Below are 23,612 nucleotides of genomic sequence, written 5' to 3' on the forward strand. Positions count from 1 at the left end.
CAGCTACTAAATAACTGCCTTCTTTTAATACTATTAAATTGAAGCAAGTTCTTTTTCTAATGCCTTTTCTACTGTTACATAATCGTAGCCAAGATCTTTTGCTACTGCATCATACGTAATTTCACCGTTGGCCACGTTAACGCCAAGATATAATGCAGCATTTTCAGAAATGGCTTTAAAAACACCTTTATTAGCGATCTGTAATGCATATGGTACCGTTACATTTGTAAGAGCCATTGTTGAAGTCCTAGGTACAGCACCAGGCATATTTGCAACTGAATAGTGGACAACACCATGTTTGATAAATGTTGGATTATCATGTGTTGTTACATGATCGATTGTTTCAACGATTCCACCTTGGTCAATTGCAACATCGACGATTACTGAACCAGGTTTCATTGATTTAACCATTTCTTCAGTAACCAGCTTAGGTGCTTTGGCACCAGGGATTAATACTGCACCGATAAGAAGATCAGCTTCAGCCACTGCTTCAGCAATATTGAAAGGATTAGACATTAATGTTTTGATTTGATTTCCAAAAATATCATCTAACTGACGAAGGCGATCTGCGCTTAAGTCAATGATTGTCACGTCTGCACCCAACCCGATAGCCATTTTTGCGGCATTGGTTCCTACAATACCTCCGCCGACAATGGTAACTTTTCCGCGGTTTACTCCTGGAACACCTGCAAGCAAAATGCCAAGTCCTCCATTATTCTTTTGTAAGAACTGTGCACCAATTTGTGCAGCCATACGACCAGCCACTTCACTCATTGGGGTAAGCAATGGAAGCGTTCGATTCACAGATACTGTTTCATAGGCAATCGCGATGACGCCTTTATCTTTAAGAGCTTGAGCCAAATCTGGCTCTGCTGCTAAGTGTAAGTACGTAAATAATATTAAACCTTGACGGAAGTACTTATATTCACTTGAAAGAGGCTCTTTTACCTTCATAATCATATCAGCTTTAGTCCATACCTGTTCAGCACTATCTATGATTTCAGCACCAGCTTTAGCATAAGCTTCGTCAGTGAAACCGCTTCCAATTCCTGCGTCCTGTTCAACTAATACTTTGTGGCCAGCATTTAGGAATGAAACCACACCTGCAGGAGTTAGTGCTACACGATTTTCATTATTTTTAATTTCTTTAGGTACGCCAATAAACATATATTTATTTCCTCCCCTAGTTACATGTAAGTGTTTAGCTATGGCTAAAGTATAGAATGTTTCCTAGAGAATTTCTTTGTTCAGAAAAGAGAAAGATTTTCACTCTTTTTGGGGATTTTCACAAAACGTTCAAATCCCCTGATATTTTTCCAGCTTTAAATCTAAGAAGAGAATCATCTTTTGATTAGGATCCCTGAAATTTACATCCCCAATTTCCGTGATACGTTTAAGCCGATAATTTAATGTATTAGCATGGACATTTAGTTCCTTTGCTGCATCATTTATGTTGTTATCTTTATTTAAGAAAACCTCTAATGTTTCGACTAAGTTGCTATTGTGTTTTTGATCATATTCATGAAGCCGTTTTAAGGCATAATTTTCATAGGCTTGGGTTTGTCTTTTTTCTAAAATAAGATCTACTATTTGATAAATTCCAAGCTTTTGATAGTTAAAAATATCCTTAGTCTCTAAAGGGAACTTTTCTTTAATTGCTAATACAGCTAATGTTTCTTTATAGGCCTTGTTTGTTTGTAGAAAGTCCTCATAAATACTGCTATAGCTTGGTTTGATCTCTTTGATTCCATATCTCTCACTCATTTGCAGAACAAAGAATTTTGAAAATTGATCCAGTTCATTGAAAGGGTTCTCAATATTTGTTGTGGATACCATTAGAATGAGTTGATTGCAGTCTATTGTGTAAAGAATAATTTTTATTCTTTGATTTGTTTTTAACAGATATGATATGGATTGCTCTACTTTGTTCGTGATATTCTCCTGAAACTGAAAAACAAGAACCGCAAAAGAAGTGGGTGGTGTTATTTGTAGTGAGTGGAAATGATCGAAAATCTCCTCTTTTACTTTAAGGTGACCTGTTAATAGTTTCCAAAAGAATTCTTGTGAACGTTCTTCTTTTTTGTTTTTTCTCGTCTGAAGCTGTAATAGTTTATTTTTTGCGGAATCTGCGGCTTTCTTTAAAAGAATAAAATCTCCTTCTGTTAAAACCTTATCAATTTCAATTGCCCAAATAAATCCAATCACTTCGTCTTGTTTCCAAATCGAAATGGCGACTCTATTGTTAAGCCCGATATCACTCATATTTTTCACACGAATCGGCTCTTGGGACTTTAGTAAAGCAGGAATTGTTCCTTCTTTCCATAATTGATTAATAACTTTTTCCGGCACCCTTCGTCCAATGATAGTAGAAATTCTCGCTGGATCTGTCCGTTCATCATGTGTACTGTAGGCAAGTAGACGGTGGTTTGCATCCTCAATTGTAATAGGGCACATTAGTACCTGACTAATAAAGTCAGCAAATTCATCTAAGCTTTCGAAGGAAGTCTTAAATGGATCAGGTAGTCTAGTATTCAAAATGATTACCCCCAGATTAATATATAATGATCTATGTCTTATTAAGTTTAAAGATCCCTTTGTTTAATTTTACAAAAAAAATATGATAATTTCATGTATTTTTACAAAATAAATACTATGCTATAATGGTAAAATGATTCCGAGTAATCCAAAAAGAGAAAATATTTTTATAATTACGTATTTGAAAGCGTTACCAATTAGGTCTTAAGGAGGAATAAGTAATAAAAGGCTTAAAAGTGAAGACTAAGATTGCTATAGTAAAAAAGCAAAGATGTTATTTCAATGGGATGAGGGAATTCTAACTTGTATTCATAAGGGGGATTTATATGAGTAAAAACACTCAGGGTAAAGAGCTTCATCGTGGTTTAGAAGAAAGGCATATCACCTTAATGTCTTTAGGGGCAGCCATCGGGGTGGGACTATTTCTTGGTTCTGCAACGGCAATAAAAATGGCGGGGCCAGGTATTTTGGTTGGATACGGGGTTGCCGGACTAATTATGTTTTTTATCATGCGTGCATTGGGCGAAATGGCGATTCAAAAACCTGTTGCAGGTTCTTTTAGTAAATATGCAAGGGATTATTTAGGACCACTTGCTGGTTATATCACAGGCTGGAATTATTGGTTTTTATGGGTTGTAACATGTATGGCTGAAATCACAGCTGTAGGAATTTACATGGAATATTGGTACCCAGATGTTCCACGTTGGATCTGGGCACTCTCAGCACTAGTGATCATGGCAGGAGTCAATTTTCTTGCTGTAAAAGCATATGGTGAATTAGAATTTTGGTTTGCGCTTATAAAAATTGTTACGATTATTGCGATGATTGCCATTGGTCTTGGAATGATTTTCTTTGGAATTGGCAACGGCGGTATTGCTACCGGCATTAAGAATTTATGGGAACATGGCGGTCTTTTCCCGAATGGAATTAAAGGTGTTTTATTATCATTACAAATGGTTATGTTTGCCTATTTAGGAATTGAAATGATTGGTGTTACAGCAGGTGAAGTTAAAAACCCTGAAAAGTCTCTTTCAAGAGCAATAGATTCGGTATTCTGGCGTATTCTTATTTTTTACGTCGGCGCATTATTCGTAATCATGTCCATATATCCATGGGAGGAAATTGGTACAAAAGGCAGTCCATTTGTACTTACCTTTGAACAAATTGGGATTCCGGGAGCAGCAGGTATTATTAACTTTGTCGTACTTACAGCAGCACTGTCATCGTGTAACAGTGGAATTTTTAGTACGGCACGGATGTTATTTAACCTAGCACAGCATGATGAGGCACCGAAGAATTTCGCGAAAGTAAATAAAAGTGGTGTTCCAGGTGTTGCAGTCATAGCTTCTGCAGGTGCATTATTGATTGGTGTTGTCTTAAATTATATTGTTCCTGCAAAAGTTTTTACATGGGTAACGAGCATCGCCACTTTTGGAGCGATTTGGACTTGGGGAGTCATCCTTTTATCGCAAATTCGCTATCGTAAAACTTTAAAGCCAGCTGAGGAGAAGGGTCTAAAATATAAGATGCCGCTTTTCCCTTTTACTTCTTATCTTTCCTTAGCCTTTTTAGCTTTTGTTATTGCTCTAATGGGGTATAATCCGGATACTCGGATTGCACTAATAATTGGACCTTTATTCCTAGTCTTCTTGGTTGCGGTTTACTATAAAAAAGGATTCCATAAGCGAAATTCCGGTCAGGATAAGGCAGAAGAACGAGTAAGTTAAAAAATATCAAAGATTACTATAAGAAAAAGCAGTGGGAGTTCATCCTAAAGGTTTCCGTTTTCGGGAGCACTCTTTTTAAAAGACTCAAGAATTGACGTATGAATTGGCATACGTCTTTTTCTTTATTTATTAAGGTTTCTACGAAATTTCATTGTCAGCATTATTATGTGGACAATGAGTATTGTACAATTAAAAAACTTCTGTCATTTGCAGTGCACTATTATTAAAAAATGAAGGTTGTTTTTTTTCTGTTTCATTTGTTTATTTCATTATTTAAATATCTTTGAATAACATCCGGAGCTTCCTGGTTATAAACTAATTTCCAAACATCAAGAACATTTTCTTTTGTTACCTTTATAGGGGGAACAGCTACATAGGATGGTGCAGGTTTTCCGAGCAGCGCATACCCTGCCAAAATGGCTTCAGCTACTCCTTGATGGAACGGCATCTGGGAACCTAATCCCTTGATAAGTCCATCTTTGGCCATTTCTTCGGCAGCATTGGTACCTAAATCAATCGTCGTGATGACTAAATCTTCTTTTCCTAGCCCACGAGCTGCTGACATAGCTCCAACCGCTAATACATCCCATACGACAAAGATTCCATTCAAATCCCAGTGTTCGGAAAGCATAGAGGCTGCCAGTTTTTCCCCCTCATTTGGACTCGTAAAACCGCTGCGTGCAATGATTTGAATGTCAGAATAGTTTTCTACTATTGTTTTTTCAAATGCTGTTAATCTTTGTTTCGTTACAAAAAAGTCAGCATCATGATAGATGACTCCAATCTTGCCTTTGCCGCCTAGTTTCTCCGCCATAATATCGGCTGCATGGACACCGTTACCATAATTATCAGCTGAAACAACACTTACATAATCCTGCCCATGCTGTAAATTGTTTGGTGTATTGTCCATAAATACAAGCTTTATCCCTAATTGCGCTGCTTTTTGAAAGGCGCTTGCCGTTGATACCGGATCTACAGGAAGACTCACAATGATATCCGGCTTTTTAGTTAAGATGGTTTCGATATCTCCCACTTGCTTTTCCTTATTAAATTGGGCATCTGTTACCGCTACTACCTCAATGCCCATTTTCTTAAAAGTTGTCTCTAATCCTTGGACTTGAGCCCTTGACCAATTATTCCCTGTATAGTGCATCGCGATGGCAGCCGTATAATTTTTTTCCCTTAGCTTTTTCAAGTCCTTCATGGATAACTGCAGTGTTTTGGCTGAAATAGCCTCCTCACCATGTGGGCCTGTACTTAATATTTTTTGTTCGGGAATATTTTGATTGATTGTACTCGTTAGAGTCTCGTTTACAGTTATCAAAAACTCTCTTACATTAATGGGTTTCGTTACATAATTATCAAAACCCTTGTCTACTGTCTGCTGGATGTCCTGAGGCATGGCATTGGCACTGACAGCAATAATCGCTATATCTTTCGTTTTTTCATCCTTTTTTATAAGGTCAAACACCTCATAGCCATGCATATCTGGGAGGTTAAGATCTAGTAGAATTAAATCTACTTTTTCAGTCCTAGCCAGTGCCAATCCTTCTTTTCCGGAACGAGCAGTTAAGATCGTATAGGATGGCTGGGATTTCAGGATGTTCTTCACCAAGTGTAAGTTAGATTCATTATCTTCTACATACAGCAAACCATAGTGATCTGACTTAGCATTCTTTGCTGGTAAATCCATCACTTCTTCCCCCCATTGCATCGCGGTCGTTAAATCATGGGGAAGGGGGAGGCTAAAGCAAAAATCGCTGCCGATTCCTTTTTGGCTCGCAACACTAATTTTTCCACTCATAAGTTGGACAAGTTGCTTTACTAAAGATAATCCAATGCCCGTACCTTCCTCTTGTGTCCCTTCAATCCGATAAAATGGGACAAACACTTTCGGATATTCTTCAACAGAAAGCCCGACTCCTGTATCCGCGATATGAATAACGGCCTCGTTTTGTTTCATATACGAGAAAATCATGACTTTGCCGTCTTCCCGGTTATATTTAATGGAATTATCGAGAAGATTAAGTAGGATTTGTTTCAGGCGAATCGGATCGGCAAGAACGGTTACGGTTTGCGAATGGTCCATTTGATTATGAATTGTAATTCTTTTTTTCATGGCAAGCGGCTGCACGATATTGATACATTCATTGATAATAGTCTGAAGTTCTACCTCCTCTATGGAAACTTTTAAATGGCCCGTATCAATTCTTGAGAGATCTAAGATATCATTAATTAAGCTTAATAGATGCTTTCCTCCGCTTAAAATCTCTTGGACAAAGTCCTGCTGCTCCTCATTTAAGGTTTCATCGATTTCTAATAGCTGTGCGAAACCAAGGATTCCGTTCAATGGTGTCCGGAGTTCATGGCTCATTTTGGACAGAAAGTCTGACTTAGTAAGGTTCGCTTTTTCCGCGGCTTCTTTTGCCTGAATGATCGTTTGTTCCATCTTTATTCGTTCGGTAATATCCGATATGGTCACAAGCGCGGCTTGTTCCCCGTCTTTATGTAATTTAAGTGGTTTTGAAGTAATGGAAAGCCATTTAGTCCCATTATTTCGATCGCTTACTCCCAAGACATAATCATGGAAAGGAATGCCCTGTTCGAGGGTGATAATTCCTGGCAATTCCGAATAGGGTAGGGGGGATCCATCTTCTTTTACATATTCTAATTGGCTTACATTGGATTCTGTTAATAAATCTGATGTAATACCTAATACCTTTTCAACATTTTCGTTAAGCGCAATCATTCTACCCGACTTTTTATGAATAATGACGCATTCAGACATGGTTTGTAAAACTTCTTTATATAAATTTTCGTTAGGGGTGATTTCCATTTTTATACCCTGCCTTCCGAAAGAATAGTCATGCATTTTCCTGAAGCCGTAGCTTTAGTATAGTCCACAGTAATTCTTCTTTAAAACTGCAAAAAACCGCTATACCTATTTAATATTAAAATACTTCCTATCCTGCTTAAACTGCCTTATACTGAGAGTAGTTAGTTTGACAGCGATTTCAAATAGTAGTATGTTATCTATTAATTTTTATATTAATGTTCCACTTAAAAGAAGCTTTTAATATGAGGTGATCTTTTGAAAGTTTTAATTGCAGAGGACCATGCACCATCCAGAAAACTATTGAAGCATCTCATTAAACCTTTGCAGAGTTATGAGATGGTTGGAGAAGCCGTTAATGGTGAGGATTTAATTTGCAAGGTGATGATAGAAAAGCCAGACATCATTTTGGTTGATATTAATATGCCATTGTTGAATGGGATGGAAGCGGTGAAATCTTGTAAAAAAGTAGTCCCGTCATTGCAAGTTATCTTTATCACCGGGCATGATGAGTTTGCCTTAGAAGCTTTTAGTGTAAATGCAATCGATTACATTGTCAAACCTATTGACCGTGACCGTCTTTATGCAGCGTTAGGGCGAGCAGCTGCACTTGCTAAGACTCCAGCCGAAAGCGAGCGCCGAACCGTTAAGAAGGATTTAATGGTTAAACAGTCCAATCAGTTTTCTTTTATACCGTTAGATGACATTATTTTTATTGAACGAGCAGACCGAAAGGCGGTCATCCATACAATCGATCAAAAAATAGAGGTAAATGAAGCATTAACGAATCTTGAAGAACTCCTTGATTCCCGTTTTGTAGCCTCCCATCGTTCCTATATTATTAATTTGCAATATTTAAAGAGGATTGAAACGGCAGGGCAAACGTACAAAGCATATTTTAAAAATTATGAGGAGACAGCAAAAGTTTCCAAGAATAAGTTAGCAGAATTACAAAAAAATAAATCGTTGTGAGGTCCGGGTTTACCGGACCTCAATTTTTTTGTTTTTTTAAAAAATTTATGATTTTATTGTCCGAATGAACGATTATTGCGTCCAAAAGGATAGAAAACGATTTCATTTGGAAAAAAACCTTGTCGGAAGATGATTAGACGACAATTTTGTAATCGATTACAATTCAAATATAGAAACAAGAAAGGACAAATAACAAAGATGGTAGGGATTGTAGATGTAGCAAAGAAGGAAATTGTTTCTGCTAAAACCATTCTAGTTGTTGTGCCTGACATTACAAATCCGTTTTTTTCAAAGGTGTTTAGGGGGATTGAAGCAGTAGCGGTTACAAATGGATATCAAGTTATACTCGGCGATACAGGCAATGATCTGGAACGAGAAAAGTGGTTTTTAAACCTTTTGCATCAAAAAAAAGCAGATGGAATGGCTTTATTAACTGCCCAAACGGATGCAGCAACCGTTGAAGAGGCGGCCCAAAGATTTCCGTTGGTCCTTGCGTGTGAGTACATGGAAGGTTCCAACATCACAACTGTTTCGATTGATAACATAAGCGGTGCCAGAAATGCAACGGAATATTTAATCGATTTGGGACACGAAAGAATTGGCTGCATTATTGGACCTCTCAATAGTGTCTTGAACCGAGACCGTCTCAAAGGATTTTATCAAGCAATGTCAAGCAACAACCTTATCGTGGATCCTGTGTTAGTCCAGGAAGGTGATTTCTCTTTTGAAAGCGGTTTTAACCTTATGATGAAGTTTTTTGCCATTGGTCAACTCCCATCTGCGATTTTCGCTGCAAATGATGAAATGGCAATGGGGGTCATTAAAGCCATTAAATCTAAGGGGCTTAAGGTGCCAGAGGATATTTCGGTTCTCGGTTTTGATAATCTTAAATTCTCGTCCATATTCGAACCAGGTCTGACAACGATTGCCCAGCCCGCGTTTGAAATTGGTGAGAAAGTGGCGGAATTACTATTGAGGCTCATCAACAAAGAGGAAATCAAACACGAGCAAATGTTTTTAGCAAACCAGTTGATTGTAAGACAGTCTTGTCAGCAGTATGTGAAAATTTTTTAGGAAAAAATGTAATCAATTACATTTTTTGGAGTGCGTAGAAGCCTGGTTTTATAACTTAAATGAATGTAATCCATTACTAGTAATATTCTATTAAGCTTACATTTATGAAAAGGGGGTGGTGCCACACTTATAGATTGTAAGGTGGTACCGACAAATAACGAGCTTCAACTAAATAACTACTATAGTGGAGGTAATCAAATGAAAAAGAGTTTTTTTATTACAGTTTTACTGTTACTTGTTTTAAGTGTTTTTCTTGCAGGGTGTGGCGGAAAAAAATCTACTTCTGAACCAGCGAGCACGAAAAAGAATGAAAACTACTCAGAAACAGCTTCAGGACCATTAACGATCAATCCAAAGATTCCTGATTTAGCGGTACAAGATAAAGGGCCGAACGGAGAACAGGCCGTTTCAGCTAAGACATTGCAGCTTACGCAAGATGAGCTAAAGAAGATTAAAGAAGGTCATTATAAAGCGGCGATTGTTATGCACTACTCTGGTACTGACTATATGAATGCCGCAGTTGGTGCGATGAAGGATACATTTAAGAAGATGGGCATCAAGATCGTTGCTGTTACAGATGCACAGTTCAAAGCGGAAAAGCAAGTAAATGATATCGAAACCGTTTTAGCGAAAAAGCCGGACATTATGATTTCTGTTCCAGTTGATGCCGTATCTACCGCACCAGCTTATAAAAAGGCTGTTGCCCAAGGCGTAAAGTTAGTATTCATGGATGGTGCTGCACAAGGTTTAGTTGCAGGTAAAGATTACATCAGTATTGTGTCTGGTGACAACATGGGTAACGGAGCAACCGCAGCAGACATTATGGCTGAAAAACTTGGCGGAAAGGGTAAAGTCGGCATTGTGTATCACGATGTAAACTTCTTTGTAACCAAAAACCGTTCTGATGCTTTTGAAAAAAGAATCAAAGAAAAATATCCAAATATTGAGATTGTCGCAAAAAGTGGGATTACTGGTCCAAATCAGGCAGAAGAAGTAGCATCTGCTATGTTGACAAGACACCATGATATTGATGGTATCTTCGCTCCATGGGATGTACCGGCTGAAGGTGTTATGGCTGCAGCAAGAACGGCTGGCAGGGATGACCTAGTTGTTACAACAGTTGACTTAGGTACAAACGTAGCAATCTCCATTGCACAAGATGGAATTGTTAAAGGTCTTGGAGCACAGCTGCCATATGACCAAGGTGTAGCACAAGCGATCCTTGCCGGCTATGCCCTATTAGGAAAAGAAGCACCACCGTATGTTGCTTCACCATCAATCAAAGTTACGAAAGAGAATGTATTAGATGAATGGAAGTTAATCTACGGAACAGAGGCTCCTGACACAGTAAAAAATGCGATGAAGTAATTTTAAAAAAAGGATAGAGGCTGCTTTTGAAAGCAGCCTCTAACATAAAAAGAAGGTGAACTTGGATGGAACAACCGATTCTCGAAATGAGAGGTATTAATAAAGCTTTTAATGGGATTACCGTTTTAAACGATGTTCATTTTTCCGTCAAAAAAGGTGAAGTTCACGCCTTGATGGGGGGAAATGGTGCCGGGAAATCGACGTTAATGAAAATCCTCACAGGCGTATACTCTGCAGACAGCGGCGAGATTTTAATTGAAGGAAAACCGGTAAGCATTAAAAGTTATGATGATGCTCAAAAGAATAATATATCGATGATTTTCCAAGAGTTTAGTTTAATTCCTACCCTTACCGTCGCCCAAAACATCTATCTTACTCGTGAGAAGAAAACATCATTAGGGCTGCTCGATGATAAGGATTGTGAGAAGAAAACAGAAAAATTGCTAGAAGAATTAGGCGTAGATATTAGACCAAATGATGTAGTTCAAAATTTGGGGGTTGGCTATTGGCAGATGACGGAAATTGCCAAAGCGCTTTCCCAAGAAGCAAAGATTCTGATTATGGATGAGCCAACCTCGTCCTTAACCAAAAATGAAACGGAAGTACTCTTTAGTTTTATTAACAAATTGAAAGCAAAAGGTTATTCCATCATCTATATTTCTCACCGGATGGATGAAATCTTTGAAATATGTGACAGAATCACGATTATGCGTGATGGCCGATATATCACAACAGAAAAATGCAGTGAAACCGATCTTGATACTGTAATTTCACATATTGTCGGTATGCAATTTGACCAAGCGTTTGAATGGAAAGAACGTTCCTACGCAACGGACGTGCCGCCGATTTTTGAAGTAAGAAACTTAAATGCCGAACATGTCCAGGATATTAATCTAAAAATTCAGCCGGGTGAAATCGTCGGAATTGCCGGGTTAATGGGAAGCGGCCGGACGGAATTACTTCGAAATCTCTTTGGGATTGACCCAATTAAGAGTGGAGACATCTACATCAATGGTCAAAAACAATCCATTAAGAATCCAAAGAATGCTATAGAAGCCGGACTTGCACTGATTCCGGAGGACCGCCGGATGCAAGGATTGGTCCTTGAACATAGTGTCAAGGATAATATGATTCTTCCAATTCTTTCGAAGGTGAAAAAAGGAGCTTTTATTGATAGTAAGAAATCCAATGAGATTAGTAATGAATTTGTAAGGAAGTTAAATATTAAAACAGATAATATTTTTAAAAAGGCCGGGTTGTTATCGGGCGGTAATCAGCAAAAAATCGTTCTAGCCAAATGGCTGGCCAACGACCCTACTGTCTTGATGTTGGATGAACCAACAATTGGTGTGGATATAGGTGCAAAAACAGAAATTGTGGAAATTATTCGAGCTATGGCCGAAAACGGCAAGGCGATCCTTGTGGTTTCCTCCGAGCTCCCAGAACTGCTTGCTTTGAGTGACCGTGTGATCGTCATGCATGATGGGAAAATCAAAAAGGAAATGACCCGCAGGGAGATTAAATCAGAGGAGGAATTACAATATGCAATCCAAGGTTTCTAGTATTCAAAAGCCAGCAACTTCTGCGTTGAAAGGATTCGAGTGGCGTAATTATATTGTCTATTTTGCCTTCGTGGGCGTATTAATCTATTTTTCTATCAGCTTAAGTGATGAAGGGTTTTTAACTTCAGGGAACTTATTAAACATTGTTAGACAAACAGCGACGATTTCTTTGATGGCGTTAGCAATGACATTTGTTATTAGTACAGGAGAAATCGACCTTTCTGTCGGTTCCATCGCTGCCCTTTCTTCTCTGGTAGGTGCATTAGCCATCCAAGCTGGTTATGGCATCATTGGTGGACTTATAGGCGGTGTTGGTACAGGTCTTGTGGTTGGATTAATCAATGGTCTGCTTGTAACAAAAGTAGCGATTCCTTCCTTCTTGGTAACACTGGGAACGATGGGAGCCATTAAAGGTGCTGCGATGTGGGTTACAGATACTGCTCCAGTTCCGATTGTAGACGCAAATTTCAATTTCATCTTTGGTTCAGGGGACATTGGTCCGATTCCAGTTTTACTTATTTGGACTCTAGTATTTACAGTGATTGCCCATATATTACTTCGTAAAACATCTTTTGGCCGTCAGGTATTGGCGACAGGTGGTAACGAAAATGCGGCAAGATTCTCTGGCGTAAAGACAATGAAGATCAAGTTAATGGTATTCCTTGCAACTGGTTTAATGGCTGGTTTAGCTGGTCTCCTTTATGCGGGCCGTATGAATGCCGGACGTTTTTCCTTCGGTGAAGGGGATGAGCTTTCTGTTATTGCTGCGGTTATCCTTGGTGGGACAAGCTTGTTTGGCGGTGTAGGAACAATCATCGGAACGATTGTTGGTTCCTTAATGATTGGTACGATCAACAATGGGTTGATTATCATGGGTCTTGATGTCAGCCAGCAAATGATTATCAAAGGAGTTATCATTATCTTGGCGGTGGCTTTCGGTAAGAAAGCGTTGAAGAGGTAATTTTTAATAGAGGTTTCCGCGGAATAATTGCAAAATTCTGCGGAATCCCCCCGGAAATTGATGGAATTAATAAGAAAACTGGCGGAATTTCCTCGGAAATTGCGGAATTAATGATAAAAGCGGCGGAATTCTTTTCAAAAAAAGCGGAATGACCCTATGCGGTGTATAATTTGCATTCTTGAACAACACGATCATGAACAGGAGGAAGAAAGGTGGAGAAGATTAAAGTTGGTATCATTGGTACTGGTTTTATCGGGCCGACTCACATTGAAGCCATCAGAAGGCTTGGCTTTGTTGAAGTAGCTGGTTTGGCGGAAACCAGTCAAGAAATGGCTGAAAAAAAGGCAGCTGAGCTGGGAATTCCGAAGGCATTTGGTGATTACCGAGAAATGCTGAAAGACAGCGAAATCCAGGTCGTGCACAATTGCACACCAAATCATCTTCATTTTGCCATTAATAAAGAGATTATTTTAGTTGGAAAGCATGTTGTCTCAGAGAAACCACTGGCTATGAACAGTGATGAATCAGCAGAATTGTTGGAGTTAGCAGAAAAACAAGGCGTCATCCATGCGGTGAACTTTAATTACAGACAGCATGCGAGTGTACAAAACTTAAAAGCGAAAATCACTGAAGGTGATCTTGGGAAAGTGAACTTGGTTCACGGAAGCTACTTGCAGGACTGGTTATTATATGAAACAGACTACAACTGGCGTTTGGCGCCGGAAGTAGGCGGAAAGTCACGCGCAGTAGCGGACATTGGTTCCCATTGGTGTGATACCGTCCAATTTGTAACAGGCAAAAGGATTGTCGAAGTTTTTGCCGATTTAGCCACTGTTGTTCCAATAAGAAAGAAACCGACAGGAAACGTAGCTACCTTTGGGGCACAGACGTCGGAAGATATGCAATATGAAGATGTACCAATTAATACAGAAGACTATGCATCCGTTCTTGTCCGGTTTGAAGATGGAGCACGAGGAGTCTTTACGGTATCTCAAGTAAGTGCGGGACGGAAAAATAGATTAAGCTTTGAGATTAACGGTAATCAAGCTTCAGTATTTTGGAATCAGGAAGAGCCTGAGAAGCTATGGATTGGGCACCGGGATAAAGCAAATGAAGTTCTATTAGCGGATCCGGCGTTGTTTTCACCAGAGGCAAAGTCTGCTATCCATCATCCAGGAGGGCATAATGAGGGCTGGCCGGATGCTTTGAAAAATATGATGTTGAATTTCTACTCGTTTGTTCGTGACGGCAAAAGCCTGAAAACAGACAAGCCAAATTTTGCGACATTTGCCGATGGACACCTTTCGATGTGTATCACAGACGCAATCTTAGAAAGTAACCAGCAACAGAAATGGGTGAAGGTTCAGGCTAGCAAGGAGGTACTTGCGTGAAATTAGGTGTATTTACCCCCTTGTATCAGAACCTGCCTTTTGAAGAAATGTTGGATAAACTGGCAGCCATGGGTGTGGAGGCTGTTGAATTGGGGACAGGGAATTATCCCGGCAATCATCACTGTAATCCGGATGAATTGCTTGAATCTCCTGAAAAAAGAAAATCATTCCTGAGAGCGCTTGAAACTAGGGGAATAACGATCAGCGGCTTAAGCTGCCACGGTAACCCGCTTCATCCAAATATAAACATTGCTCAAGAGTCACATGACGTTTGGCGAAAAACGGTATTACTTGCAGAACTTTTGGAAGTTCCTGTAATCAATGGCTTCTCCGGCTGTCCGGGTGATCATATAAGTGCAAAAAATCCAAACTGGGTTACATGCTCATGGCCTCCGGAATATTTAGAAGTGCTGAACTGGCAATGGAACGAAGTCGTTATTCCTTATTGGAAAGAGGAAGCAAAATTCGCGAAGTTGCACGGCATTAATCACATAGCTTTTGAGATGCACCCAGGATTTGTCGTTTATAATCCTGAAACTCTATTAAAGTTAAGGGAGCATGCCGGCGAAAACATTGGGGCAAACTTTGATCCGAGCCACCTTGTTTGGCAAGGAATTGACCCGGTCGAGGCCATCAAAAAGCTTGGCAGGGAAAATGCGATTTTCCATTTCCATGCGAAGGACACTTATTTAGATCAAGCAAATATCAAGATTAATGGTGTTTTAGATACAAAGCATTATAGCCAAATTTTAGACCGCTCTTGGACATTTAGATCAATCGGATACGGCTCGGACGAAAAAATGTGGAAAGACATTATCAGTGCCCTAAGAGCGGTGGGATATGATTATGTAGTTTCGATTGAACATGAAGATATGCTGGCTTCCACCGACGAGGGACTAAGCAAAGCTATTACTCTCTTAAAAGGGGCCATGTTCAAGGAGAAAATTACCGAGATGTGGTGGGCTTAATTTTTTGGAAGCATGGGGACGGTTCTCTTGCTTCCAAAGGGAGGGTTTTCCCTCCCGCAGCTCATTTCAAGGAAATATGATGGGATAATTGTTTTTCAAAATTAATGATGAATGATTGGAGGCAGTACGATGACAACAATGAATGCAGTATTTTTTCCAGGAGATAAAAAGGTAGAGATTCGCCAGGTTGAAATTCCAACGCCTGGCCAAGGGGAAGTATTAGTTCAGTTAAAAGCATCAGCGATCTGCAGAAGCGATATGAGCTTATATTATGGAACTTCCGTTTTTGAAGGAACAAAATGCGGATGCACGGTACCAGGGCATGAACCTGCAGGAGTTATCACGGAAGTAGGAGCTGGCGTTTCCAATTACAAAGCGGGTGACAGAGTTGCTGTTTACTTAGCTCTTGGCTGTGGTGAATGTGCACATTGTAAGAGCGGCTACAAAATGTTCTGCAAAGAGTTTAAATGTATCGGCTTTGACTCTCACGGCGGTGACGCAGAGTACATGGTCGTTCCAGCTGAAAACTGTATGAGATTGCCAGATAGCATGAGTTTCGTAACGGCCGCTGTTTCAACCGACGCTGTTGGAACCCTTTATCACGCACAAAAGAGATTAGGAATTTCCGGTAGAGATTATCTCGTTATTTTTGGAATGGGTCCTATGGGCGGTGCGGGTGTGATGATCGCCAAAGGATTAGGCGCAACCGTTATTGCTGTTGATATGCTTGATGAGCGCTTGGAGCTTGCGAAGGAATTGGGTGCGGATTATACCATCAATGGTAAAACAATGAATGTTCAAGAAGAAATCGCTCGTATTACAAAGGGTCTTGGTGCAGATGCTGCGATTGATTGTTCCGGAAGCCCTTACGGTGAGAATGATGCATTAGATTGCGTGAGAGCACATGGACGTGTCGCTTTTATCGGGGAAAGTAAAGAGACAACAATCAAACCAAGTGCGCAATTAATTCGAAAACAGATTTCTGTAATGGGTTCTTGGTACTTCCCAATTCAAGAATTTGATGAAATTGCGGAGTTTATTGTTAGAAAGAATCTGCCTGTAGAAAAATTAGTTACACACCAATTTAAATTAGAAGAAGCAGAAACTGCTTTCCGTATGTTTGACGAAAGAAAGACGGAGAAAGCTGTGTTTGTTTGGGAATAAACGTTAACAAATAATAAAACCTTTTGGTACGTAATTCTTGAGGAGGATCAATAAAATGAAACTTTCATTTAATACTTGGGTTTATAATTCTTTTCCATCCATGTTGCCCTTTTATCCATTAGAAGAAGTGATTAGTCGAATTGCTGCATTTGGATATGATGGAATTGAAATAGGTTGTGCGAGTCCGCATGCATGGCCTGATTATCTATCCACACAAAGACGTAAGGAAATTCTTCAGCATTTAAAAAGAAATAATCTTAATGTAGCTGCAATGCTTCCCGCACCTGGAGGAGGACCTGGAGTGAATCCAAGTTCAGCTTTGAAAGAAGAGCGTGAATTTACGATCAATCATTATAAGGAAGTCATTCGTTTAGCGCATGACTGGGAATGCCCAACTGTGATGTGGCTTGCCGGCTGGTTTGGTTTTGGTATGAACAAACAAGAAGCATGGAAGTATAGCCGCGAAGGTTTGCAAGATGTGGCAAAATATGCGAAAGACCTTGGAATCACATTAGTAGTTGAACCTCAAGCTGCTGATTGTAATTTAATTGAATCGGCAGATGATGCCCTGCAGTTGGCAGAAGAATCAGGTGAATCCAATGTGAAAGTGATGTTTGATACGTTCCATGCCCTATATCGTAATGAAGTACCGAGTGATTATGTTTATAAAATGAAAGATAAGTTGCATCATGTTCATATTTCGGATGACGATCGTTTACCGCCTGGACAAGGAACGGTAAATTGGGATTCCGTATTAAAAGCATTAAAGGAAATCGATTACAAGGGCTACCTCTCAATGGAAATTGGATTTGGTACTAGAAAAGCAGATCCTGATTGGTATGCAAAAACATCCATTGATTACTTGACAGAAAAGTTAAAAGGAATTGGATGTAAGTAATAACCTAATTGAAAAAAATATAATCGGGGCGGATACAGGCGTTTAATTGCAACTGGTTCGCCCAGTAAATCTATTCAAATATTTATAAAATTTAATAGAAAACATAATCACCGTAGAAAAGTAGGAAAAAATCAATTTTTATTAATGAAAAAATGTAATCGATTACACAACTGCAGAGGATGTGATGCATAAATACGGTCCAAATATTTGAGTATTTCAATCGAGGATTAAAAAATAATAAGGACGAAAAGGGGGCAAATCATGAAAAAGTTACTATCTGTTATTACTATGATTCTATTAATCACTAGCATCGCACTCGTCGGCTGCGGCAAGGATAGCACGACTAGCAGCGGTAGCAAAGAAACAGAGAACACAACAACAGAAGAAACAACCGCTAGTTCAGGTCCAATCACCATAAATCAAGAGATTCCCGATCAGGAAATTTTAAGTAAAGGTCCTAGTGGAGAAACCGCTGTTTCAGCAAAAACATTGCAGCTTACTGAAGAAGAGGTGCAAAAGATCAAAGAAGGCAAATACAAAGCGGCCATTGTCATGCACTATGCTGGTAATGACTGGGCAACCGCGCAAATCAATGGATTAAAAGCAACTTTTGCAAAGATGGGAATTAAAGTCGTAGCTGTAACTGATGCCCAGTTTAAGGCTGAGAAACAAGTATCCGACATCGAAACAGTTTTAGCTAAAAAGCCGGATATTATCGTGGGGATACCAGTAGACCCTGTTTCAACTGCATCCGCTTTTAAGAAAGCGGCAGATGCAGGAGTCAAAGTCGTGTTCATGGATAATAAACCAAAAGGGTTAGAAGCCGGCAAGGATTATGTGAGCGTTGTATCTGCAGACAACTATGGCAATGGTGTTCAAGCAGCTGAAATCATGGCGAAACAGCTTGGTGGAAAAGGGAAGATCGGCGTAATCTATCATGATGCTGATTACTTTGTGACCAAGCAGCGTACAGAAGCCTTTGAAAAAACAATCAAAGAAAAATATCCGAAAATCAAAATCGTTGAACGCGGCGGAATCATTGGCCCTAACGATGGGGAAAAAGTAGCATCAGGTATGCTTACCAAAAATCGTGACCTTGATGGAATGTTTGTCGTTTGGGACGTTCCAGCTGAAGGTGCTTTAGCAGCAGCACGTACGGCAGGAAAGAAAGATTTTGTCATTACAACTATTGATTTAGGGACAAACGTTGCCTTAGACATTGCATCAAACGGTTTGATTAAAGGCCTAGGTGCTCAGCTGCCATATGACCAGGGAATTTCAGAAGCGGTTTTAGCTGGTTATTCTTTACTTGGTAAAGAAGCACCTGCCTATGTGGCTGTTCCTGCGTTAAATGTAACGAAAGAAAATGTATTAGATGCATGGAAACTTGTTTACCATCAAGAAGCACCTAAGTCTATCAAAGGGGCAGCTAAATAATAAAACATTATTATTATCTAAATCTATTATTGGGGGTTACTATGAAAAAACTTACTTCACTAATCATTACGATACTCTTAGTCAGTAGTTTGGCGCTTATGGGGTGTGGAAAACAAAGTTCAACTGCTTCAGGTGAGCAAAAAAATGAAAAAGAAGAATCCGCAAAAATTACTTATCCTCTTGCCATTAACCCAGAAATACCAAGCGATCAGAAAATTTTAAGTACGGGTCCAAATGGAGAAACAGCCACACCCGCAGCAACTTTGCAATTATCTGAAGAGGATGTAAAGAAAATTAAAGAGGGTAAATTCAAAGCGGCTATTTCCATGCACTATGCAGGAAATGATTTTTCAACTGCCATCATCAATGGTGTTAAAGAAACTTTTGAAAAAATGGGCATAGACGTTGTGGCCGTTACGGATGCACAATTTAAGCCTGAAAAACAAATTTCAGATATCGAAACCATCATGGCTAAAAAGCCAGATGTTATCGTAGCTTTACCGGTTGATCCAGTTGCTACGGCTCCTGCATTTAAAAAGGCAGCAGAAGCTGGCGTAAAACTAGTCTTCATGGATAATGTGCCAAAAGGTTTTCAAGCTGGAAAAGATTATGTAAGCGTTGTTTCATCGGATAACTATGGAAACGGTATCTTTGCCGGCGAAATTATGGGTGATGAACTAAAAGGAAAAGGAAAGATCGGTGTCATTTTCCACGATGTTAATTTCTTTGTAAATAACCAGCGTAAAGATGCTTTTGAGAAGACCATTAAAGAAAAATATCCAAAAATTAAAATTGTTGCCCATGGTGGAATTATCACTCCTAACGATGCTGAAAAAGTAGCCTCTGGTATGTTAACAAAACATAAAGATTTAGATGGAATTTTTGCGATTTGGGATGTACCAGCGGAAGGAACACTTGCCGCAGCTCGTACAGCAGGGAAAAATGATTTAGTTATCACTACAGTTGATTTAGGAACGAATGTGGCGCTTCAAATTGCTTCTGGAGGGAACGTAAAAGGTCTTGGAGCACAGTTACCATATGAAAACGGAGCTGCCCAGGCTCTTGTTGCCGGATATTCATTACTTGGCAAACAATTAGATCCATACTATGTTGTTCCATCGATGAAAGTTACAAAGGAAAACGTCTTAAAGGTTTGGAAAATGGCTTATCGTCAGGACGCCCCAGAAGTTATCCAAAATGCAGCAAAATAAACATCGCTTAACCAGTAAGAAAAGCAGAGAAATAAAGTGAAATAGTGGCCGCTTTTATATGCGGCCCCTATTTAAAAAATCTGAAATCCAGGAAAGTTACATAGACAAAATAGTGATAAGGAGATGTTCAAATGATTAAGTACTCTTACAACACGCTAGTATATGCAGGAGAAGATATTGAAACTAGTATTGCTAGACTCGCTAAATATGGTTATAACGGTGTGGAATTTGTCGGTGAGCCAGAACAAATGGATGCATACCGCATTAAAGGATTATTGGAAAAATATAAAATTGAAGCTTCCACTATTTGTGCCATTTATAACGCTGAAAGAGATTTAGTTTCCAGTAATGAAAATATTAGAAGAAATGCAGTAGAGTACTTAAAAAGCTGCGTTGATTTTGCCAGCAAAATCGGTGCAAAAGGAATCTCCCTCACTCCAACTGCTTGTATGAAAATTTATGGAGAAGCAGACCGCGAAACAGAATTGAAATGGGCTGAGGAAGGAATACGAGAGGCTGGTATTTATGCTGGAGAACATGGGATTCGTTTGACAGTAGAAGCATGGAACCGATATGAAAACTACTTAATCAATCGATTAGAGCAATCACTTGAGCTGGTCAATCGTGTGAATCTGCCAAGCGTAGGTGTGATGGGTGATACCTACCATATGAATATTGAAGAAGTCGATATTGCGGATACGATCAGAATGGTTGGAGATAAATTATATCACCTTCACATCGCTGATAGTAATCGAGCTGCACCAGGCCGTGGTCATATTGATTTTGAGCCAATCGCTCAGGCTTTACGTGATATTAACTATAGCGGATATTTAACGATGGAGCTACTTCCTCCATTTGCCGATCCATTTAATGGAACAAGATGTGAAGAGTTTTATGATCAATACACTGAAGAGTCAATTACTTTCCTAAAAAACCTATTGAAGGAGGAAAAATAAGATGGCACAAGATACAGTAGTAAACAATGAAAATTTAGAAGCAGGGTTTGACCAAAAAGTAATGAAAGCAGCTGTGTTGTACGGTAAAGAAGATTTAAGATTAGAAGAAGTACCGGTTCCTGAACTTGGAGATACAGATGTATTGATAAGAGTGAAATATACCGCAATCTGTGGTACGGATCCGCATATTTATGAAGGCCGTTTTCCAGCAAAGCTTCCATTAATCTTAGGTCATGAATTTTCCGGTGAAGTGGCAAAGGTTGGTTCTAAAGTGAGCTTTGTACAGCCAGGTGACCGTGTGACTGCCGATATCAATATTAGCTGCGGCACATGTTATTATTGCCGCCATGGCCAAAAATTGCATTGTGAAAAAATTACTCAATTAGGGGTACACATTAACGGAGCATTTGCTGAATTTGTAAGAGTTCAAGAGAGTAATATTCATAAGTTGCCAGATTCTATGTCTTGGATTCATGGAGCCTATATTGAGCCATTAGCATGTGCAATCAGCGGTCAGGATAAAGTCAATGTCCAATACGGTGAAACAGTCGCGATTATTGGCGGAGGTCCAATGGGTATCGCCCATGCCTTACTTGCAAAATTGAAAGGGGCTAGTAAAGTAATCCTTTCCGAACTAAATCCTGCGAGAATTGAATCAGCCAAAAATATTGGTGTTGATTATGTGATCAATGCAGGTGAAGAAGACCCGGTAGAAGCTGTTAAAAGATTAACAGACGGACGCGGTGCTGACGTTGTTATCGAGGCGGTAGGTTCTTCTTATACTTACACGCAAACGTTTAAATTAGTGAGAAAAGGCGGAAAAATACTGGTTTTTGGAGCAGCACCTGCAGATGTAACAATTCCTGTAAGTCCATTTGAAATTTACAGCCGTGAATTAACCATTGTTTCCTCCTATGCAGGAACATATGACACATTCTCTAAAGCGATTGATTTAATCGCAAGCAAGCGCTTTGATCCAACTCCAATCTTCACAAATCATTTTGAATTTGCAGATGTGAAACACGGAATTGAAACGGCCGAGCATAATAAGGATATCCTTAAAACTGTAGTTAAAATCTCAGATTAATATATAGGTAGACAGAGTTCTCTACGGTTTATGTGGGAACTCTGATTTTTTCATAATCTAAGAGGTGAATTCAAATGTTCAAATATAGTGCCACACAATGGATATACGGAAATGAAAGTTTAGAAGATAGCTTAAAAAGGCTGAAGAAATATGGTTATCAAGGTGTCGAACTCGCAGGCGAGCCGTATACCATTGATATTGAGGGAACAAAAGAACTTTTAACAAAGTATGAACTTGAATGCAGTTCTATTTGTGGAATTTTTACCGCTGAAAGGGATCTTTCCTCATCAAACGACGAAATTAGAAAAAAGGCAGTCGAATATGTGAAAAGATCGGTTGATTTAGCGAAGACTTTACATGCATCAACCCTAATTGTCGTTCCTACTTGTGTTGGTAAACTTAGCCCAGAAACGACGCTTGAGGAAGAATGGAATAATGCTATTCAAAGTGTGAAAGAGGCGGGGCTGTATGCCAAGGAACAAGGAATCACCATAGCCATTGAAGCATTAAATCGTTATGAAACCTACTTAGTTAATAACCTCACCTTAGCCTTACGTTTTGTGGAGGAAGTGAATGTAGAAGGTGTAGGGATTATGGCGGATCTGTTCCACATGAGCATAGAAGAACGAGATATGAGGGATTCGATAATGAAGATTTCACGTTATCTAGCCCATGTCCACATCGCTGATAATACAAGGGAGGCAGCGGGACTAGGACAAACGAATTTTGCACCAGTCATTTCACTGCTTAAAGAACTTGGTTATAAGGGTTATATCACGATGGAATTCTTGCCAGCCGTGTCAAACCCATATGTGGCTTCAGGCCTTCAAGGGGAAGCTAATGTTTTTGATGACTTCACAAAGCAATCTATTAAACATATGAAGGAAATTGTTAAGGCACTATCATAAAAGATATTAAGTTTAAAAGGTGGAATTTAGAGATGATTATTATTCATGCGTACTTTAAAGTGGAACCACAACAACGTCAAGTATTCCTGGATCAGGCTAACCTTGTAGCGGAACCATCTCAAGCAGAAGAAGGTAATATTAGCTATGAATATTTTGAAAATCCAAAACAGCCTAATACCTTTGTATTTGTGGAAAAGTGGAAGGATCAAGCTGCGATTGGTGTTCACGAAGCGACCCCTCATTTTCAAAACTTCGTTAATATCGTCCCTGGACTATTAAGTGAACCAATCCAAGTACAACTTTTCGATGCAAGCGAAATAAAAGGTGCCTAACTCTTAGTAGCTGTCCTTGGCGTTATTAGTAACGAAAGAAAATGTATTAGATACATGGTAATTAAAATCACAAAAAATCTTTTCAAGGTGCCGTAAAATGAACAACCAGCTGTAAAAATAAAGAGGCTCGATTTCTAGAGCCTCTTTTACTGTAAATAGCTCCTCAAATAAAGCAGCCGGAGTGTACCTTTGGTCAAAAATGGATTACTTAGAATGCTATTTATAATA

The 23,612-nt window shown here is 39.3% G+C and carries 19 protein-coding genes; 16 read left to right on the forward strand and 3 right to left on the reverse strand.

Annotation, left to right across the window (positions count from 1 at the left end; translation table 11 throughout):
- Nucleotides 1-33 precede the first annotated feature (33 nt).
- Nucleotides 34-1,167 carry an alanine dehydrogenase gene (gene ald, locus BR30_RS0116675; RefSeq protein ID WP_026565952.1) on the reverse strand — a complete coding sequence of 378 codons (1,134 nt, stop codon included), beginning with the start codon at nt 1,165-1,167 and terminating at the stop codon, nt 34-36.
- A 129-nt stretch (nt 1,168-1,296) separates the two neighbouring features.
- Nucleotides 1,297-2,535 (reverse strand): PucR family transcriptional regulator, encoded by a 1,239-nt coding sequence (locus BR30_RS0116680; RefSeq protein WP_026565953.1) that lies wholly within the window; start codon nt 2,533-2,535, stop codon nt 1,297-1,299.
- A gap of 326 nt (nt 2,536-2,861) precedes the next feature.
- Here BR30_RS0116680 and alaP point away from each other — a divergent pair, with 326 nt between their 5' ends.
- Nucleotides 2,862-4,262, forward strand: coding sequence for an alanine permease AlaP (alaP, locus tag BR30_RS0116685; RefSeq protein ID WP_026565954.1), 1,401 nt, complete (start codon nt 2,862-2,864; stop codon nt 4,260-4,262).
- Nucleotides 4,263-4,515: 253 nt separating this feature from the next.
- Here alaP and BR30_RS35300 read toward each other — a convergent pair whose 3' ends face one another.
- Entirely contained in the window at nt 4,516-7,098 is a 2,583-nt protein-coding gene (locus tag BR30_RS35300; RefSeq protein ID WP_231507739.1) for a substrate-binding domain-containing protein, read from the reverse strand.
- Nucleotides 7,099-7,353: 255 nt separating this feature from the next.
- Between BR30_RS35300 and BR30_RS0116695 the strand changes: the two genes are divergently transcribed.
- The 15 genes from BR30_RS0116695 (at nt 7,354) to BR30_RS0116765 (ending at nt 23,384) form a co-directional block, all read left to right on the forward strand.
- Nucleotides 7,354-8,067 carry a LytR/AlgR family response regulator transcription factor gene (locus tag BR30_RS0116695; protein ID WP_026565955.1) on the forward strand — a complete coding sequence of 238 codons (714 nt, stop codon included), beginning with the start codon at nt 7,354-7,356 and terminating at the stop codon, nt 8,065-8,067.
- Between the two features lie 129 nt (nt 8,068-8,196).
- Nucleotides 8,197-9,141: a substrate-binding domain-containing protein gene (locus BR30_RS33800; protein ID WP_231507740.1), complete on the forward strand. Its 945-nt coding sequence runs from the start codon at nt 8,197-8,199 to the stop codon at nt 9,139-9,141.
- Between the two features lie 198 nt (nt 9,142-9,339).
- Nucleotides 9,340-10,509: a substrate-binding domain-containing protein gene (locus tag BR30_RS0116705; protein ID WP_026565956.1), complete on the forward strand. Its 1,170-nt coding sequence runs from the start codon at nt 9,340-9,342 to the stop codon at nt 10,507-10,509.
- A gap of 65 nt (nt 10,510-10,574) precedes the next feature.
- Nucleotides 10,575-12,071, forward strand: a complete 1,497-nt coding sequence (locus tag BR30_RS0116710; protein WP_026565957.1) for a sugar ABC transporter ATP-binding protein — start codon at nt 10,575-10,577, stop codon at nt 12,069-12,071.
- Nucleotides 12,052-13,032 carry an ABC transporter permease gene (locus tag BR30_RS0116715; protein ID WP_026565958.1) on the forward strand — a complete coding sequence of 327 codons (981 nt, stop codon included), beginning with the start codon at nt 12,052-12,054 and terminating at the stop codon, nt 13,030-13,032. Before BR30_RS0116710 ends, BR30_RS0116715 begins: the two co-directional genes overlap by 20 nt.
- Before the next feature lie 212 nt (nt 13,033-13,244).
- Nucleotides 13,245-14,423, forward strand: coding sequence for a Gfo/Idh/MocA family protein (locus BR30_RS0116720; RefSeq protein ID WP_026565959.1), 1,179 nt, complete (start codon nt 13,245-13,247; stop codon nt 14,421-14,423).
- Nucleotides 14,420-15,391 carry a sugar phosphate isomerase/epimerase family protein gene (locus BR30_RS0116725; protein WP_026565960.1) on the forward strand — a complete coding sequence of 324 codons (972 nt, stop codon included), beginning with the start codon at nt 14,420-14,422 and terminating at the stop codon, nt 15,389-15,391. The genes BR30_RS0116720 and BR30_RS0116725 overlap by 4 nt, the downstream gene beginning before the upstream one ends.
- A gap of 129 nt (nt 15,392-15,520) precedes the next feature.
- Nucleotides 15,521-16,555, forward strand: a complete 1,035-nt coding sequence (locus BR30_RS0116730; RefSeq protein WP_026565961.1) for a zinc-dependent alcohol dehydrogenase family protein — start codon at nt 15,521-15,523, stop codon at nt 16,553-16,555.
- A gap of 55 nt (nt 16,556-16,610) precedes the next feature.
- Complete coding sequence (locus BR30_RS0116735; RefSeq protein WP_026565962.1) at nt 16,611-17,453, forward strand: sugar phosphate isomerase/epimerase family protein; 843 nt, start codon at nt 16,611-16,613, stop codon at nt 17,451-17,453.
- A gap of 261 nt (nt 17,454-17,714) precedes the next feature.
- Nucleotides 17,715-18,890 (forward strand): substrate-binding domain-containing protein, encoded by a 1,176-nt coding sequence (locus BR30_RS0116740; RefSeq protein WP_026565963.1) that lies wholly within the window; start codon nt 17,715-17,717, stop codon nt 18,888-18,890.
- Between the two features lie 41 nt (nt 18,891-18,931).
- Nucleotides 18,932-20,101 carry a substrate-binding domain-containing protein gene (locus BR30_RS0116745; RefSeq protein ID WP_026565964.1) on the forward strand — a complete coding sequence of 390 codons (1,170 nt, stop codon included), beginning with the start codon at nt 18,932-18,934 and terminating at the stop codon, nt 20,099-20,101.
- A 131-nt stretch (nt 20,102-20,232) separates the two neighbouring features.
- Nucleotides 20,233-21,057 carry a sugar phosphate isomerase/epimerase family protein gene (locus BR30_RS0116750; protein ID WP_026565965.1) on the forward strand — a complete coding sequence of 275 codons (825 nt, stop codon included), beginning with the start codon at nt 20,233-20,235 and terminating at the stop codon, nt 21,055-21,057.
- 1 nt (nt 21,058) lies between these two features.
- Nucleotides 21,059-22,144 (forward strand): zinc-dependent alcohol dehydrogenase, encoded by a 1,086-nt coding sequence (locus BR30_RS33805; RefSeq protein WP_051633655.1) that lies wholly within the window; start codon nt 21,059-21,061, stop codon nt 22,142-22,144.
- Nucleotides 22,145-22,218: 74 nt separating this feature from the next.
- Nucleotides 22,219-23,052, forward strand: a complete 834-nt coding sequence (locus BR30_RS0116760; protein WP_026565966.1) for a sugar phosphate isomerase/epimerase family protein — start codon at nt 22,219-22,221, stop codon at nt 23,050-23,052.
- A gap of 32 nt (nt 23,053-23,084) precedes the next feature.
- On the forward strand, nt 23,085-23,384 hold the full coding sequence (locus BR30_RS0116765; protein ID WP_026565967.1) for a putative quinol monooxygenase: 300 nt from the start codon (nt 23,085-23,087) through the stop codon (nt 23,382-23,384).
- The last annotated feature ends 228 nt before the right edge of the window (nt 23,385-23,612 follow it).

Source organism: Bacillus sp. UNC41MFS5 (assembly GCF_000686805.1).